This is a genomic window from Pseudomonas sp. GYB4201 (assembly GCF_056312595.1).
Map to the genome: position 1 here is coordinate 31249 of NZ_JBWGIG010000008.1, position 14817 is coordinate 46065.

15 protein-coding genes and 1 tRNA gene are annotated in these 14817 nt (G+C 58.9%); 12 read left to right on the forward strand and 4 right to left on the reverse strand.

The features are described from left to right. Positions 1 to 219 precede the first annotated feature (219 nt). From AC0Z2B_RS09455 to AC0Z2B_RS09485, 7 genes are all read left to right on the forward strand, one after another. Positions 220 to 768, forward strand: coding sequence for a hypothetical protein (locus AC0Z2B_RS09455; RefSeq protein WP_476296288.1), 549 nt, complete (start codon positions 220 to 222; stop codon positions 766 to 768). 430 nt (positions 769 to 1198) lie between these two features. Further along, entirely contained in the window at positions 1199 to 1522 is a 324-nt protein-coding gene (locus tag AC0Z2B_RS09460) for a hypothetical protein (RefSeq protein WP_476296290.1), read from the forward strand. Between the two features lie 6 nt (positions 1523 to 1528). Further along, positions 1529 to 2314 carry a hypothetical protein gene (locus tag AC0Z2B_RS09465; RefSeq protein ID WP_476296291.1) on the forward strand — a complete coding sequence of 262 codons (786 nt, stop codon included), beginning with the start codon at positions 1529 to 1531 and terminating at the stop codon, positions 2312 to 2314. Between the two features lie 144 nt (positions 2315 to 2458). After that, positions 2459 to 3379, forward strand: coding sequence for a tetratricopeptide repeat protein (locus tag AC0Z2B_RS09470; protein WP_476296293.1), 921 nt, complete (start codon positions 2459 to 2461; stop codon positions 3377 to 3379). Continuing rightward, positions 3376 to 3876, forward strand: a complete 501-nt coding sequence (locus AC0Z2B_RS09475) for a hypothetical protein (RefSeq protein ID WP_476296295.1) — start codon at positions 3376 to 3378, stop codon at positions 3874 to 3876. Before AC0Z2B_RS09470 ends, AC0Z2B_RS09475 begins: the two co-directional genes overlap by 4 nt. Then, the gene (locus AC0Z2B_RS09480; RefSeq protein ID WP_476296297.1) at positions 3877 to 5157 is read left to right on the forward strand and encodes a hypothetical protein; all 1281 of its coding nucleotides are present in this window, start codon (positions 3877 to 3879) and stop codon (positions 5155 to 5157) included. Between the two features lie 100 nt (positions 5158 to 5257). After that, a complete protein-coding gene (locus tag AC0Z2B_RS09485; RefSeq protein ID WP_476296299.1) occupies positions 5258 to 5644 on the forward strand; it encodes a hypothetical protein in 387 nt (128 codons plus the stop codon). Here AC0Z2B_RS09485 and AC0Z2B_RS09490 read toward each other — a convergent pair. Both AC0Z2B_RS09490 and AC0Z2B_RS09495 read right to left on the reverse strand, forming a co-directional pair. Further along, positions 5622 to 6578 (reverse strand): DUF3829 domain-containing protein, encoded by a 957-nt coding sequence (locus tag AC0Z2B_RS09490; RefSeq protein ID WP_476296301.1) that lies wholly within the window; start codon positions 6576 to 6578, stop codon positions 5622 to 5624. The two genes, AC0Z2B_RS09485 and AC0Z2B_RS09490, sit on opposite strands and share 23 nt — an antisense overlap. A gap of 65 nt (positions 6579 to 6643) precedes the next feature. Beyond that, positions 6644 to 7069: a DUF2628 domain-containing protein gene (locus tag AC0Z2B_RS09495; RefSeq protein WP_476296303.1), complete on the reverse strand. Its 426-nt coding sequence runs from the start codon at positions 7067 to 7069 to the stop codon at positions 6644 to 6646. A gap of 301 nt (positions 7070 to 7370) precedes the next feature. Here AC0Z2B_RS09495 and AC0Z2B_RS09500 point away from each other — a divergent pair, with 301 nt between their 5' ends. Both AC0Z2B_RS09500 and AC0Z2B_RS09505 read left to right on the forward strand, forming a co-directional pair. Further along, complete coding sequence (locus tag AC0Z2B_RS09500) at positions 7371 to 7805, forward strand: hypothetical protein (RefSeq protein ID WP_476296305.1); 435 nt, start codon at positions 7371 to 7373, stop codon at positions 7803 to 7805. 612 nt (positions 7806 to 8417) lie between these two features. Further along, entirely contained in the window at positions 8418 to 8900 is a 483-nt protein-coding gene (locus AC0Z2B_RS09505) for an SMI1/KNR4 family protein (protein ID WP_476296307.1), read from the forward strand. A gap of 109 nt (positions 8901 to 9009) precedes the next feature. On the opposite strand, the gene AC0Z2B_RS09510 is transcribed toward AC0Z2B_RS09505, so the two are convergent. After that, positions 9010 to 9086: transfer RNA gene (locus AC0Z2B_RS09510), tRNA-Arg, on the reverse strand. 351 nt (positions 9087 to 9437) lie between these two features. Here AC0Z2B_RS09510 and gabD point away from each other — a divergent pair. The 3 genes from gabD to AC0Z2B_RS09525 all read left to right on the forward strand — a co-directional run bounded on the left by gabD (position 9438) and on the right by AC0Z2B_RS09525 (position 13667). Continuing rightward, on the forward strand, positions 9438 to 10880 hold the full coding sequence (gabD, locus tag AC0Z2B_RS09515; RefSeq protein ID WP_416421566.1) for an NADP-dependent succinate-semialdehyde dehydrogenase: 1443 nt from the start codon (positions 9438 to 9440) through the stop codon (positions 10878 to 10880). Positions 10881 to 11062: 182 nt separating this feature from the next. Next, positions 11063 to 12343 carry a 4-aminobutyrate--2-oxoglutarate transaminase gene (gene gabT / locus AC0Z2B_RS09520; RefSeq protein ID WP_416421565.1) on the forward strand — a complete coding sequence of 427 codons (1281 nt, stop codon included), beginning with the start codon at positions 11063 to 11065 and terminating at the stop codon, positions 12341 to 12343. A 115-nt stretch (positions 12344 to 12458) separates the two neighbouring features. Next, entirely contained in the window at positions 12459 to 13667 is a 1209-nt protein-coding gene (locus AC0Z2B_RS09525) for an HDOD domain-containing protein (RefSeq protein ID WP_416421564.1), read from the forward strand. 109 nt (positions 13668 to 13776) lie between these two features. Here the strand turns inward: AC0Z2B_RS09525 and AC0Z2B_RS09530 are convergent, their stop codons facing one another. Further along, a complete protein-coding gene (locus AC0Z2B_RS09530; protein ID WP_473006917.1) occupies positions 13777 to 14766 on the reverse strand; it encodes a diguanylate cyclase in 990 nt (329 codons plus the stop codon). Between the last annotated feature and the right edge of the window lie 51 nt (positions 14767 to 14817).

Consider the following 14817-nt stretch of genomic DNA (forward strand, 5'->3'; position numbering starts at 1 on the left):
TTAACCTCTATTAATATCTGCATGTTCTATTGGTTAATAACAAAATGATCAGCGCTGACAAGCATACAAGAAGGCTATGATTTCAGGCGGCAATAAACTCAAAGTCCCTCGGCGAGTCGATGAGCGTGAAAAATAGTAATTTGGTTATGGAGGGGCAGAGTATGTGGGTAGTCATAGTAAAAGATTTCAGGCGGTCGCAGGCGTGATGGGGGTAACGGTATGAAATGGTTGAAAACTGCGCTCTTCATTGGGGTTGCTTTATTTTCACTTAAGGCAGTTGGTGTCCGGGCTGATTCAGTTGCAGCATTTGGCGATATTGTTCAAGGGCCGTTCAAGACGGATGTATTTCCCAGTGGTAAGCTCTGGGTGGAAAAGATCAATGAGGCTCATAAAACGTTAGCCCTCATATTGGAAAGCACTAATAAGGACGGGGGGCGGATACGTAGGCGAGTAGATGCCTATGACGATGGTGGGACGGGGCTTACCGTTGATTCTGTATTTTCTTACCCTATTAGGGGTAAAAAACATGTCGTTGTTCTGGTCTCGTGGGGGGTGAATAGTAGGGGGGGCGGTACTTATGGAAGGCTCTACCATGTTTTCGCCTACAGCCGTGGTGTGAATGACGAAATTGTTCCAAATAAAGAGATAAGTAATGACGACTCTTTGTTTGGTATGGATGGCTACCAAGAGGGTGAGGTGATAAAATTTAATTATAAAGATGCATCTTCTATTAAGCGCTACATTAAAGAGGTTGTAGATGCGAGGTAGTCTTGGTGGTTGCTTGCGGTAGAGGCATGTCGGTGGAAGAGTGGTTGGCATAGGGGCGAGATGAGCAATTTCTCTATCACCCTAGAGCGGTTAGTGTTTCGGATCTTAAGTGCATGAAGTCTGTAGTGGACTAGTTTGATTATTCTGCTGCGGGGCACGTTCAGGCGTGTCCCGCTTTTGCTACTGTATGCATAAACTACCGCTTAACCAAGCGGTAGTGGCTTTAGATGAGTGAAAATAAATGGTGGCGTACGTTCGATATTTTCTTGTTTTTATACTGGTCTCCTTTAATTGGTCTACGTCAGTGTATGCAGAAGAGCACATTCCAGTCTTTAAAAGCTATTCGGTTCGGGCTGATCGGGCTGTATCCAATCATGCTTACGTAAGTGCCTCCAAAGCAAACCCAATATGGGAAAGTGCTAGAGAGAAAATGGCACAGCATAAACCTAACCTGGCGGGGCACTACGTTGCATACTCCATGGATTGTGGAGGTGGGACAATGTGCGCCGAGATCCTCGATGTGCAGACAGGAAAAGTGGTTGCAGGCTTTCCCGACGCGTACTTGGTAAGCGATGAAGACGAAGAGCACAATTTTGACTTCAGTACGCGAGCAGATAGCAGGCTGGTTATAGTTGCGGGTGTCGGGCAGGGTACAGAGAAAGACCAAAATGGCAAGGAGGTACCGGTTGGTTTTTATACCAGGTATTATGATTTTGACGGTGGCGTGATGAGATTGATATATCTGGAAAGGTAATTGCCAATGAGGAAGCTTTACACAAGTCTTTTGCATATCCCGAAGGTATTCGTTTTTTTAGCCGGCCTCATTAGTTCGGGTGTCGGGTATGCCGATGCGCAAAGCCCCCCATTCCCTCCACTTGCAGTCCCGGGGGGAACGGTCGTGTTCGGGATGAAGCCGGTTTTGGAACAAGAGGGCTCCCCACATCCAGACATGGGGCTGAGCATAAGCTTCCTGAACAGTTCAACGGGAGCGCTAAAATTCGTCGAGCGGTTGCCATACATCGCTGATGCTGGGCAGATACAAGATGCCTTCATGGCTAATACCAGTGAGGGCGAGCAAGAACTGTTTTTAATTCACAGCGTCGCCTTTCGAGCGAGCGGCGGGGTCAGTTTAGGCAGCGACTATTATACGGTGCTGGCCTACCGTCGAGACAACGGTAGCTTTGTTCAGGATAAAGCACTTAGTGAGTACTTCGGAAGTGGCGCCGATATCATTAAGTTTCGCGGCAATGTTGAGAGTCATGTTTATACTTACCCATTCAAGACACGGAAAGACATTCTGCGGCAGTTAACCCGTGCCAGTTATCGCCAGTGGGCCCCCGGGGTACCAATTACACGAACCGTCGGCGCTAAGGTACCTATCTATTCCATGCAATCCACGTCGGGGGACACGGGTATGTACCTGATTAAAGGGGACCGGGTTTTGCAGGAAAAGTTCTCTGCAGGCTGGGTGTCGATACGCTACGTGACCAAGAAAAATAAAGAAATCCGAGGTTGGGTGCTCTGTGAGGGTATTGCTGGATGTTGAGTCTATGACAGGCATAGCCAGCAATATTCAAACCAATCTCGCTTTGTTGACCTCGGTCGAAACCTCTGGCGCGGCACAGGCCCCGCCGCCCCCCGGCCTCCTTTATACTGCGCAACCCGCGACAAGGACTTCGCTGCCGTCACCATGACTTTCAGAACTGCCTTTGCCTTGCCCTTTATCTGCACCCTGGCGGCCACCGTAATGGCCGGCCCCGCGTACGCCTCCAGCCCAGCCGACCCATTCCCTGCGACGATTACCGGCATTGCCGGGCACCGGCTGGAGTTCAGCCACTGGGATGAGCACTTTGGTGGGTGGCGCACGCTGGAGTTTCATGGCGCCGGCGCTCCGTTGCGGATGTACTTTCTTGCCGGTGCACCCGGTGACGCGAATGACGGCACCGTGACTGAAACGGACACTGGCTATTTGTCGCCAGACAAAAAAACCGTCCTGATCGAGCGCAAGGCGTTTGGCCTCGTTTACCCACCAGGCGAGCCGCCGGTGAACTCCGAACAGAACGCCTGCGATGCGGTTTCCATGGACACGGGATGCGTGCTGGCCAGCGCCTCCATCAACCAGTGTGACGGTCGTTGGGACGGTAATCGGTGGAAAACATCAGAGGGTGCCATCTGGGATTTTAAAGACGGGCTTCAGCCGCCAGGGCAGTTCGTCGCGCAGGCACGTACGTTTGGTTCGGAAAAAGGGCGGACGGAAAGCGCTCTGTATTTGCTGTTTGCCGGCGTCGGTTCGTACATGGCCTGCTACCCCCCGGAGAAGAACGTCGCGGCGTATAACGACATCGGTTTTTACCTCGCCCAGGGCGGCCAACATGCTTTGGCGCTCGACATCTACCGGCGCTTGTCCAGCATCGCCCTTGACCGGGTTCGGTTGAAACTGAACATCGCCGACTCGTATTGGGCCGTGGGGCAGCAAGGCCTGGCCAAGCGCTTTTACGCCGATTATCGCCAAGCCATGGTGCGCAAAGGTGACGCTGGCAGAGTCCCTGCCAGGGTCGCCGAACGCCTGGCTAGGCCCCCTGCCAACACTGCGGTCGAGTTCACGCCATGAGGTTGTTGCTCGCCCTGCTAGTGGGTGCCTGCGCCGTGACCGGTGCCCAGGCGGGCAGCGCCTCAAGCGCGGGCACCTACACCTACCAACAGCACGCCGAGACCGACGAGTTGTCACGCCTGACTGTCACCCGCACTGCCACAGGCCAAAGCAGCTCCAGGTTGTTCGAGTTTGGTGACGGTGGGTTGGTGCCAGGCGACTTCCCCGACCGCTTCAGCTTGATGCTCGACTTCCACGTACACCTGGCCCAGCAGATGGAGTACAGCTTCCGCTGGGACCCGCAGGTAGCGGACTGGGTGCTGTACCGCATTGCCAGTTGGGAGGAGCCGTGGCGCGAACAGCTACCTGCGCTGCCACATTCCGCGGCGGCCCCGCAGAACGTCGAAGTTGCCCGTATCGCTTGTTGCACGCGGCTTGCCGACTTCAGCGCGAACGGCGTCAACCCGCAGAAAATGAATACCACGCAACAACGTGAAAATAATCTGGGAGGTGTTTGAGTGCGTTTTGCAACACGGTGCTTTGTAATATTGCTGGCCCTAGCGGGTTCCACTGCCCATGCCGCTGCAATAACGGTAAAAGGGCTGGGCGCCTACCGTTCCGGCCAGTATTGGGCAATGCCTGATGGGATCTTGAAAGCATCTTGGGATGGGGGCGCCGCGTTGGTCAAGGATGTGCTCGGCACACAAGGCGAGAACACCCGGACGTTGGTGAGATTCAATGGCCGTGCAGCTTTGCACTATGATGCCGTCGCTTCAGGGCACCCCTACGAGGCGTACTTCACATTGGCTCATAATAAGGCGGGCCTGGTGGTCGATTGTATCTATGCCTCTATCCGGGATGGAATGACTGGTGCCCTGATTGCCAAAGCAGTGTGCGGGCTCGAGGCACCGTTGAACTCAGGCTATACCGATCTGCTGTCGAGCTTCGAGGAACAATGGCGCAAGCAACTTCAACCGAATGTGTTTCGAGGGGGGGGCGATGACCCGGGGAGGCCAGTTCGTGTGGTCGATGCGAACCTTCGGGGAGTTGAGGTGATACGGGTATACGCTTCGATAGGTGAACTCACCACTCAATGGCCCGAGACACGGATCAGCCTAGGCGCACGCAGCCGCAGCCTGGGCCGCCAGCCTGTCTACCTGGTCTATGACCGATCATCGCTCACCACGCCTGTGGCCCTTGAGGTCGCCCGTGGTGATGAGAGCGAGCCTTTCCAGCTCATGGATTACGGTATGTTGGCTGAGCTGCTGATGCCCAATACCGGTACCGATCAGCAGGTGCCGTGCCATGACATCAGCTCGTGCTCTCCTTTACCGGCAAACACCTTATCGGACGCCCCGGCGAACCTATGCGTCGACAGTGTTGCTCTGTTCCAGTGTGACACCCGTGGTGGCAAACAGATCGTGATGTGTGGCGGTTACGACGCAGATGGCGAACTTACCGGTTTGCAGTACCGCTTCGGTCGGGGTCCAAGCCCGGAACTGATTTACCCGGCGCAACTTAAACAATCGCTGGGGAAGTTCCGGAGTAACCATTATTTCCGCTATCAGACGGATTACTCCCAGATCAGCTTCGACAATGGCTCCTATACCTATTCGGTTTACAGCCATTACGATGGCGAGGGCTCGCCTGGTAATTCCAAGGTCGCGGGGGTAACGGTCACTACTCAAGCCGGTGCGCGGGTGGCGGAAATAAAGTGCAAAGCCATTCGCAAGGATGGCCTTCAGCAAATCACCGCCAAGGTTGCCTGTGATGCAGATCAAGCGTTGGGTTGCAGCTAGTAAGGCCTCGGGGCCCCCTGTCTTAGTACCCCAGCCGGCAACCCCCAATCCGCAGCACGATGTTTCTCCTACCCATAACCCCCGGAGCCAACGGCACCTGATGCAGCCACCACGCGACCTGCTTATCAAACTGGGCTGCCACGCCAGCGCTATCGTGTTGTACGCCTTGCTTTGGGGCTGGAGCTTCAGCCTGTACCGACACTGGGGAGGCACTGTCACTCGTGGCGTGGATATCGGCATGGCGGCGTACCTGATTTTCTACGCCGTCGCGGCCGTTAACCTGCTGGCTGTAGCGGTTCCCGGGCGGGCCGTGCGGTACGTGCTGGCTGCCTGCCTTGGGCTGCTGATCCTTGCCTGGCTGTTGCCCGACTATCCGCTACGCGCGCCATTGTTCGCGTGCCTGGCCACCGGCACCACCAGTGTGGCGGTGGTAGCCAGTGGCTGGCTTTCTGCTTCCGGCGGCTTCAGGCGCAGCCGTTCTGGTTGATGCCCTCGATCATATTGGCGAAGCCGCGGTTGAACTGTGCCGCGTCACTGGGCAGCGGATTGGTGAGTTTCCAGATCATTTTGTCGCCGTGTGGTGTGTAGAGGCCCTGCTTGGCATTGCGGATCGCCGAGCGCCCACGGCTGAGGAAGTCGTTGATCTGGATCATTGCTGAACAACCGGCGGGGTTGCTGGCGCGCAGTTTCTTGTCCCACTGTTCGATCATGTCGCCGGACTGGTTCAGGCTTTGTTCGAAGGCGGCGGTTTCCTGCGCGCCGCCAGCAGACTCGAAGAATGGCGTGGACAGGCGTGCAGCCTGTTTCGAGTACAGAATGGCGCCGGCACGATAGTAGGCAGTAGTGTCCTTCGGGGCGTTCTCGAATGCGGTCTTGGTGTTGATTTCGTCGCGAGCGCTGATCCCGTCGTAGAACTTGGCTTGCGCCTTGGCCACATCAAGCATCGCCGCCTGGAAGGCAGGTTCGAGCTCCCGGGCTTTCTTGCCGTTGTCGGCGAGGAAGCCGCTGGAGTCGGCGTAGCTGTTCAATTCGGCCTGCACGGGGGCAAGCTTTGCCAAGGCCGTGAGCATTTCCGTCGCTGGGCCATCCAGTTCAGGCATCGGCGGTTGCAGGGCCAGGGCGCTCTTCAGTGCTTTCTGTGCATTGATCACCGAATAGCTGGTAAACATGCTGTAGTTTGCCAGCGGCTTACCCGATGCGAGGGGCTTGGCGTACAGCTCGATGTGCTTGTTGAGGGTGTCGGCGAAGTCTTCACTGCGGTTCGCTGCGTCCACGTACAGGTTGTACTTTGCTGTCTCTTGCTGGTTCGCCGCTGCTTGCTGTTGTGCCTGGGTAGCCTTGGGTTTTTCGTTGTTGCCGCAGCCGGCCAACGCGAGGCAGAGTGCCGCCGTCATGGCCGCCAGGATAGGGGTGCTTTTCACGTGTATCTCCATTGTCTTCCATGATTGCCAGCGGCTTGCGCTGGCGAATAAGCGCAGCTGCAGGCTTAGCGCCAGCCCATGCCTTCAAAGGGATTCCAGCTTTGCGAGCCCTTCACCTTTTTCAGGTAGTAGGCGTAGTTGGCGGAGTATGAGTACAGGGTGGCGAAGCCAACGTTCAGCCCAGTGTTGAGCGGGCGAGGCATGGGATGGCCGGCGGCAAAAAACGCGAACTCGATGAGGGTACTGACGGCGACGATGATGGCGAGCAGCGAAAGGTTTTTCTTCCACAGCCCCAGGACGAAGAAATAAATCACGCCGAAGAAGAAGGCGACGATGTTCAGTGTCATCAAGCGTTGTTTGGGTTTGGGAAGGGCCTTGAGCGCGTCTCTGAAGCCAGGAGCGTTGGGTGCGCCATGCTGCTCGAAGAAGGCGAAACGTTCTTGCCATTTCGGGCTGACGGAAGGGGTTTGCAGTTGCTCGGTGGTGCTCATGTCCACTCCTTGTGGAATTTCCTGATCGAACCATTCGACCGGGTGTTACTTGGGGTCGCTGGCGTCTGGCGCCAGGCCCTTGAAGCGATGCCTACCGCGAAGATGGCTGCAGGCGTAAGTTTCGAGGGCGCGGAGTTTAGGTAGTTTTGAATTGGATCCGCAAGAGGTTTTGGCACATTGCCATGCCCGTTGGCTGCAGCCAGGTTCCGCGAAATATGACGTATCATGTGCTCCGCGTGCCTGGGAGCCTGGCCTCCCGTTCGCACCGATTCGCCTGCACCCATCAAGGAATAGAACGATTATGAAGAAATGGAATTTAGCCACGCTCCTCGCCCTTTTGCTGCTCGGCGCCACTGCGGCGGTAGCTGAAACTGCGCGCCCACCCATCGCCAATAAGGTCGATGCCTACAGCAGCGCCCAAGGGGTCCAGGTCTGGACGTTGCGCGTTGGCGAACGCACCGCCAACCAGGCGCTGGTGCAGATCACGGGTGTCGACAATGATTGGGACAAGCGCATCCAGAAGATGGATGTAGAGAAGACGTTCAAGGACGTGCGCTATTCAACGCTGATCAATGGCAAGCGGTTCATCGCCTTGATTGTCGATGACGGTTACGCAGAGGTCTACCTGCCGGGAGAAACCCAATCCATCAAGGTCGCGGCTGATAGTGCACTGGCGTCCGAGGGTAATCCGGAGTATTTCCTGACTGATTATTTGCAGCAGCGCCCGGCGCACTAATCCCAGGCCCATGATGCAGGCGTCTGGCGGCCTGCATCCGGCGAGCCATGTGGCATGCGCCCATGATCAGCCGTGTATGTGCATTTTGCGCTTCAATCCCTGTCTAGCAGCCTACCTGCAGTACTCTGACTATCCGAGCCTTTTCGTCCAGCCTGAAGATGGCTCGGTCGGTGCAGCTAAGTAAGATCTGGTACTGGTTGCATTTGGTATTGAGGCATTTGAATCGGGCATCCTTGACCAATGATGCCGCCTCTTGTGGATGTAGCTGTAGGTTTTGCACTGCGTTTTGGAATGTAGCCCACCGCCGCTGGGCCTCAACGCCGAGCTTGTCTGATACTGATTTCGTTTCCATTGTCCACCCCATTAGTATCTCTCCAAAAATTAATAGGATGGGCAATTTAATAGGAAGGACTACATTTTTTAAGTCGCAACGGGAGGAAGTTTCTGTAGGAAAATTCGCTGATCCCCAAAGCTTTTATTTTCGTGGAAGTGAAAGTCTCTGAACGTGGAGAGCCGCTCTTGCCTCGTCTGCTAGACCACCGCCACGGCCGCAGCAGCTTACCGAAGCCGACGGCCACACCGTGTGGCGCGCAGTGGGTAAAGGGAAATTGAATGGAAAAAATATACTTTAGCCAATGTGGAAAGCCGTTGAAACCTAGCGATTTTGACCGGTTCGAAAATACTTTGAATTACCGCTTCCCCCCGACCTTTCGTGAGCACTACCTAGCGTTTAACGGCGGTGTTCCCTCCAGAACGTACTGGGTCAGCAATACGGGCGATGAGCCCATGGAAGTGGCCGCTTTTCGAGAAGTTGCAGGGGAAAGCGTCTCCACAAAAGGCGACGTTCTCGCAAGCTACAACTCGTTGGTAGAAAGAAGTGTGTTGCCTGAGCATTTGCTTCCGTTTGCCAACGATTGGGGTGGGAACTTATTTTGCTTGAACATGAGCAACGGGCAGGTGACTTTTTACGCCCTTGACAGTTTCGACCCGGACCTGGGCTTCGAAGAAAACCAACGTCATGCTGAGACGCCCCTTTGTTCTTCGTTTGGAGAATTTGCCGCTCGCCTTGTCAGTGAGGACGGTATCGAAGAGTAATGCCGGGAAGAGAGCTTGGTAATCTGCCTGCGGCGCCGGATCGCGAACCCGCCCCATCCCAAAACGAAAAAAGCCCCAAGGCGCAAACCTTGGGGCTTTTTCATCTATATGGCGCACTTGGCGGGATTCGAACCCACGACCCCTGCCTTCGGAGGGCAGTACTCTATCCAGCTGAGCTACAAGTGCAAGCGGGCGCCATGATACCCATCTCGGGGGTGGGCGTCTATTGCGCTGACGTGTGGATGATTTCGCACAGGGGCGGGTCCAAGGGCTGCGCCAGTCGGAAATGAGTGCCGTTGGGGGGAATTTTGTTCTTTTTTCCGAACAGCCTATTGTCCTTTACCCCCATTGCTCCTAGGATTCGTTTGAGATTTCAAACGCTCCCCCAGTCCGGTGCTGCGCTCGCACGGGTAACATCCTGTGCGCATTTGGTGTTTTGCCCGGCATATGATTTCCTGACGGCAGTTCCACTAGGAACGCCTTTCGAACAATCAACAATTTGCCCCGTGTGCGCACGGTGCTGTTAAGGAAGCCGACATGCAGCTCAAAGACGCTCAGTTGTTCCGCCAGAAAGCCTACCTCGATGGTGTGTGGGCAGATGCGGACAACGGCCAGACCATCAAGGTCAACAACCCGGCCACGGGAGAGATCCTGGGTACCGTGCCAAAGATGGGCGCCGCTGAAACCCGCCGCGCCATCGAAGCCGCCGACAAGGCGCTGCCGGCCTGGCGTGCACTGACCGCCAAGGAACGCTCGAACAAGCTGCGCCGCTGGTTCGAACTGATGATCGAGAACCAGGACGACCTGGCTCGCCTGATGACCCTGGAACAAGGCAAGCCGCTGGCCGAAGCCAAGGGCGAAATCGCCTACGCCGCCTCGTTCATCGAGTGGTTCGCCGAAGAAGCCAAGCGCGTCTACGGCGACACCATCCCTGGCCACCAGCCAGACAAGCGCCTGATCGTCATCAAGCAGCCAATCGGCGTTACCGCGGCCATCACCCCGTGGAACTTCCCGGCCGCCATGATCACCCGTAAAGCCGGCCCGGCCCTGGCCGCTGGCTGCACCATGGTGCTCAAGCCTGCCTCGCAGACCCCGTTCTCGGCCCTGGCCCTGGCCGAACTGGCCGAGCGCGCCGGCATCCCCAAAGGCGTGTTCAGCGTAGTCACCGGCAGCGCCGGCGACATCGGCAGCGAGCTGACCGGCAACCCGATCGTACGCAAGCTTTCGTTCACCGGCTCGACCGAAATCGGTCGCCAGCTGATGTCCGAATGCGCCAAGGACATTAAGAAGGTCTCCCTGGAACTGGGCGGCAACGCGCCGTTCATCGTGTTCGACGACGCTGACCTGGATAAGGCCGTCGAAGGCGCGATCATCTCCAAGTACCGCAACAACGGCCAGACCTGCGTCTGCGCCAACCGCATCTACGTGCAGGACGGTGTCTACGACGCGTTCGCCGAGAAGCTGAAAGTGGCCGTGAACAAACTGAAGATCGGCAACGGTCTGGAAGAGGGCACCACCACTGGCCCGCTGATCGATGACAAGGCCGTGGCCAAGGTCAAGGAACACATCGCCGACGCCCTGAGCAAAGGCGCTACCGTGCTGACCGGCGGCAACGCCATGGAAGGCAACTTCTTCGAGCCGACCGTGCTGGTCAACGTGCCGAAGAACGCTGCCGTGGCCAAGGAAGAAACCTTCGGCCCGCTGGCGCCGCTGTTCCGCTTCAAAGATGAAGCCGAAGTGATCGCCATGTCCAACGACACCGAGTTCGGCCTGGCGTCGTACTTCTACGCCCGTGACATGAGCCGCGTGTTCCGCGTGGCCGAGGCCCTGGAATACGGCATGGTGGGTATCAACACCGGCCTGATCTCCAACGAAGTGGCGCCGTTCGGCGGCATCAAGGCGTCGGGCCTGGGCCGTGAAGGCTCCAAGTACGGCATCGAAGACTACCTGGAAATCAAATACCTCTGCATTTCGGTCTGATCCGCAGCGGTAGCCAGCCGCCGGGGCGCGAGAGCGACGTCCCGGCGGTTTTCATGCAGCACCCGCAACACCCTTTTCGTGGCCGGGAGGCCGTGACAGTCGATCATCGTATGCTGTCGCCGTTGACCCCCGCTGCTTGATCCTTGAACCACGCCGCCCGATGAGCGGTGAATGAGGAAAACATGAGCAAGACAAACGAATCCTTGATGCAACGCCGCCAGGCAGCCGTTCCACGTGGCGTTGGTCAGATCCACCCGATCTTTGCCGACTCGGCGAAGAACGCTACCGTAACCGACGTTGAAGGTCGTGAGTTCATCGACTTCGCCGGCGGTATCGCCGTGCTGAACACCGGTCACGTACACCCGAAAATCATTGCTGCCGTTGAAGCTCAACTGCACAAGCTGACCCACACCTGCTTCCAGGTACTGGCCTACGAGCCTTACGTGGAAGTGTGCGAGAAGATCAACGCTCGCGTACCGGGCGACTTCGCCAAGAAAACCCTGCTGGTGACCACCGGTTCCGAAGCGGTAGAGAACGCCGTCAAGATCGCCCGTGCCGCCACTGGCCGCGCTGGCGTGATCGCCTTCACCGGCGCCTACCACGGCCGCACCATGATGACCCTGGGCCTGACCGGTAAAGTCGTGCCTTACTCGGCCGGCATGGGCCTGATGCCAGGCGGCGTGTTCCGCGCCCTGTACCCGAACGAACTGCACGGTGTGAGCATCGACGACTCGATCGCCAGCATCGAGCGCGTGTTCAAGAACGATGCCGAGCCGCGTGACATCGCTGCCATCATCCTGGAGCCCGTGCAGGGCGAAGGCGGTTTCTACGTCGCGCCGAAAGAGTTCATGGTGCGCCTGCGCGCCCTGTGCGACCAGCACGGCATCCTGCTGATCGCCGACGAAGTACAGACCGGCGCTGGCCGTACCGGCACCTTCTTCGCCATGGAACAGATGGGCGTCGCGCCTGACCTGACCACCTTCGCCAAGTCCATCGCTGGCGGCTTCCCGCTGGCCGGCGTGTGCGGCAAGGCCGAGTACATGGACGCCATCGCCCCCGGCGGCCTGGGCGGCACCTACGCCGGTAGCCCGATCGCTTGCGCTGCGGCCCTGGCCGTGATGGAAGTGTTCGAGGAAGAGAACCTGCTCGACCGCTGCAAGGCCGTGGGCGAGCGCCTGGTGACCGGCCTGAAGGCCATTCAGGCCAAGCACCCGATCATCGGTGACGTGCGTGCCCTGGGCGCCATGATTGCCGTTGAAGTGTTCGAAGGCGCCGACAACCACAAGCCGAACGCCGCAGCCGTGGCCGCGGTGGTTGCCAAGGCTCGCGACAAGGGCCTGATCCTGCTGTCGTGCGGCACCTACGGCAACGTCCTGCGCATCCTGGTTCCGCTGACCTCGCCAGACGAGCAGCTGGACAAGGGCCTGGCCATCATCGAAGAGTGCTTCGCCGAATTGGCGTAAAAGTGTGACGCGATGAACAAAAAAACCCGCTTCGGCGGGTTTTTTTTTGCGTTGAACGAAGGCATCCCGCGTAATGTCTGGATAACCTGTAGGCAAGGCCTTCGGAGTAATAGCCATGAGTGCGCAGGATAGCCCGGCAATACCGCGGGTATTGATCGCCGAAGCAGACCCCTGGACCCGGGACCTGCTGACGCAAATGTTGTTGAGCGTGCGCTGTGACGCGCAGCTGGATGTGTGTACCGACGGCCAGGATGCCCTGCAGTTGCTGCAGCGCCGGCCTGACCTGGTGATTGCCGCGCGCGAGTTGCCCGGCGTCGATGGCCTGGACCTGCTGCGCAACGTGCGGCAGAAAAGCCAGCGCAAGAACCTGCCGTTCATTCTCATCAGCGACCGCAGCGACGTGGCCAGCGTGCGTGAAGCCGTGCCCCTGGCACCAACGGCCTACCTGACCAAGCCCTTGAACATGGACTCGCTCAAGGAACGCCTGCACGGCCTGTTGTTGGCTGTGGGCCAGGAGGTGGTGTGCGAGATTCCGGCGCTGGCCCCGGGCATGCGCCTGGAGCCGTTCCTGGAAGAGCGCCGGCAGCACTCCGACGGCGGCCCGCTGATGGCCGACGTGCAGGTGGCCATCAAGCGTGCGCTCAACCCCCAGGGCCTCAACCTGCGGCAGCTGGAAGAGGAAGTGCGCACCGACCCGCAGATCACCGCAGTGCTGATCGCGGCCGCCAACAGCGCCGCTCACCACAGCGACGCGCCGGTGCAGACGCTGCTGCAGGCGCTGCAGAAGCTGGGCGCCACGCAGAGCATGAACCTGATCCTGGGCCTGGCGCTCAAGCGCAGCGCGCGGCTGTCAGACCCCGAGCTGTCGCAGCATGCCGAGCGGTTCTGGAGCCATTCGCTGCACGCGGCGGAGTACGCCCGCACCCTGGCGCGCAACCTCGACGTGGACCAGGAGCGCTGCTACTGCGCCGGCCTGCTGCATTGCCTGGGCGACCTGGCGCTGTTACGCGCGCTGCAGGAGTGGCGGCTGGCTGGCGGCGTGCTGGAGGAGGGGCAGGTGGACAAGGCCCTGAAGGAGTTTGGCGCGGCCTACGGCTCGGCGCTGCGTACGCGCTGGCGCCTGCCGATCGAGCTGCGGGAGCTGATCGCGGCTATCTACCACCTGGGTGGTGGCGTGTACGGGCGCGATACGCTGGCCATGAACCTGGCGGGGCAACTGGCGCGCCTGGGCCCGGAAGAAAGCCTGGAGCCCATCGCCAACGGCAAGACCGCGCGCCTACTGAAAATGAGCCTGCCAGAACTGACACGCCTACGCCGCAATTAACCCGTAGCAGCGGCCAAAGGCCGCGTCCCCAGACACCGCGTTTTACCAGGAACACTGCGGTATGCCCGGACGCCGCCTGGCGGCAGCTGCTACGGGCAGTCGTGCGCGTTCAACCCACCACGATCTGGTTCTTGCCCTGGCGCTTGGCCTGGTACATGGCCGCGTCCGCCCGGGCGAACAGGTTGTCCAGCAGCTCGTCGTCCTCGTTGCGGCCGGTCAGGCCCTGGCTCACGGTAACCCCGTACACCTGGCCGTCATGGTTGAAGCTCAGGCGCTGGATCTCCCGTTGCAGGCGCTCGGCGATCTGCTGCGCCACCTCGGGCGAGCAGCCGGGGAACACCGCGGCGAACTCTTCGCCGCCAATGCGCCCGAACAGGTCACCCCGGCGCAGCACGGCGCGGCCGGTCTCGGCGATGCGTTGCAGCACCACGTCGCCTTCCTGGTGGCCGTAGGTGTCGTTGATGATCTTGAAGTCATCGATGTCCAGCAGCAGGAACGAGATGTTCGACTCCTGCAGGCGCGCGGTCTCGAATTCGCGATGGGCGCACTCGAAGAAGTGCCGGCGGTTGCTGCTCTGGGTGAGCACATCGGTGGTGGCCAGGCGCTGTAGCTCGCCTTCCAGGTGCTTCTTTTCGGTGATGTCCTCGGCGATGCCGACCACGATCACCCGCTGCTCCGGGTCGTTCTGCTGGCTGACGAAGCACTTGTCGCTGAGCCAGCGAATCTGCCCGTCGGCGCCGATGATGCGGTACTCGCGGTCTTCCACCGCGCCCTTTTCCAGCACCTCGGCGAGGCTGCGCTCGGCGTAGTCGAGGTCGTCGGGGTAGATGCTGTCGCGCCACTCGTTGTAGTCCGCCAGCAGCAGGCCGGCCGAGCGGCCGAAGATGCGCTCGTAGGCGGGGCTGACGTAGATCATGCGCTGGGCTTCCCAGTCGAAGGCCCACAACACCGCGTTGACGCTGACCAGCAACGAGCTGAACAGCTGTTCGCGTTCGCTCAGCCGGGCCACCTCGCCCTGGGCGTGCATCAGTGCCAGCAGCGTCTCGGCCGCGGCTGGCATCGGGGGGAAGGACGGCGACTGTGGTTGTTTGTTGACCATCATCACGAAATCTCGAATGTCACGGGGGCCGGGCCCTGGCATGCGCACACG

What these genes read in the sequence shown, in the direction of transcription:
- AC0Z2B_RS09485 (WP_476296299.1), top strand. Translation starts at nt 5,258, where the DNA reads ATGCAGCCACCACGCGACCTGCTTATCAAACTGGGCTGCCACGCCAGC.
- AC0Z2B_RS09460 (WP_476296290.1), top strand. Translation starts at nt 1,199, where the DNA reads ATGGCACAGCATAAACCTAACCTGGCGGGGCACTACGTTGCATACTCC.
- AC0Z2B_RS09455 (WP_476296288.1), top strand. Translation starts at nt 220, where the DNA reads ATGAAATGGTTGAAAACTGCGCTCTTCATTGGGGTTGCTTTATTTTCA.
- AC0Z2B_RS09500 (WP_476296305.1), top strand. Translation starts at nt 7,371, where the DNA reads ATGAAGAAATGGAATTTAGCCACGCTCCTCGCCCTTTTGCTGCTCGGC.
- gabD (WP_416421566.1), top strand. Translation starts at nt 9,438, where the DNA reads ATGCAGCTCAAAGACGCTCAGTTGTTCCGCCAGAAAGCCTACCTCGAT.
- AC0Z2B_RS09465 (WP_476296291.1), top strand. Translation starts at nt 1,529, where the DNA reads ATGAGGAAGCTTTACACAAGTCTTTTGCATATCCCGAAGGTATTCGTT.
- AC0Z2B_RS09530 (WP_473006917.1), bottom strand. Translation starts at nt 14,766, where the DNA reads ATGGTCAACAAACAACCACAGTCGCCGTCCTTCCCCCCGATGCCAGCC.
- AC0Z2B_RS09475 (WP_476296295.1), top strand. Translation starts at nt 3,376, where the DNA reads ATGAGGTTGTTGCTCGCCCTGCTAGTGGGTGCCTGCGCCGTGACCGGT.
- AC0Z2B_RS09495 (WP_476296303.1), bottom strand. Translation starts at nt 7,069, where the DNA reads ATGAGCACCACCGAGCAACTGCAAACCCCTTCCGTCAGCCCGAAATGG.
- gabT (WP_416421565.1), top strand. Translation starts at nt 11,063, where the DNA reads ATGAGCAAGACAAACGAATCCTTGATGCAACGCCGCCAGGCAGCCGTT.
- AC0Z2B_RS09505 (WP_476296307.1), top strand. Translation starts at nt 8,418, where the DNA reads ATGGAAAAAATATACTTTAGCCAATGTGGAAAGCCGTTGAAACCTAGC.
- AC0Z2B_RS09525 (WP_416421564.1), top strand. Translation starts at nt 12,459, where the DNA reads ATGAGTGCGCAGGATAGCCCGGCAATACCGCGGGTATTGATCGCCGAA.
- AC0Z2B_RS09470 (WP_476296293.1), top strand. Translation starts at nt 2,459, where the DNA reads ATGACTTTCAGAACTGCCTTTGCCTTGCCCTTTATCTGCACCCTGGCG.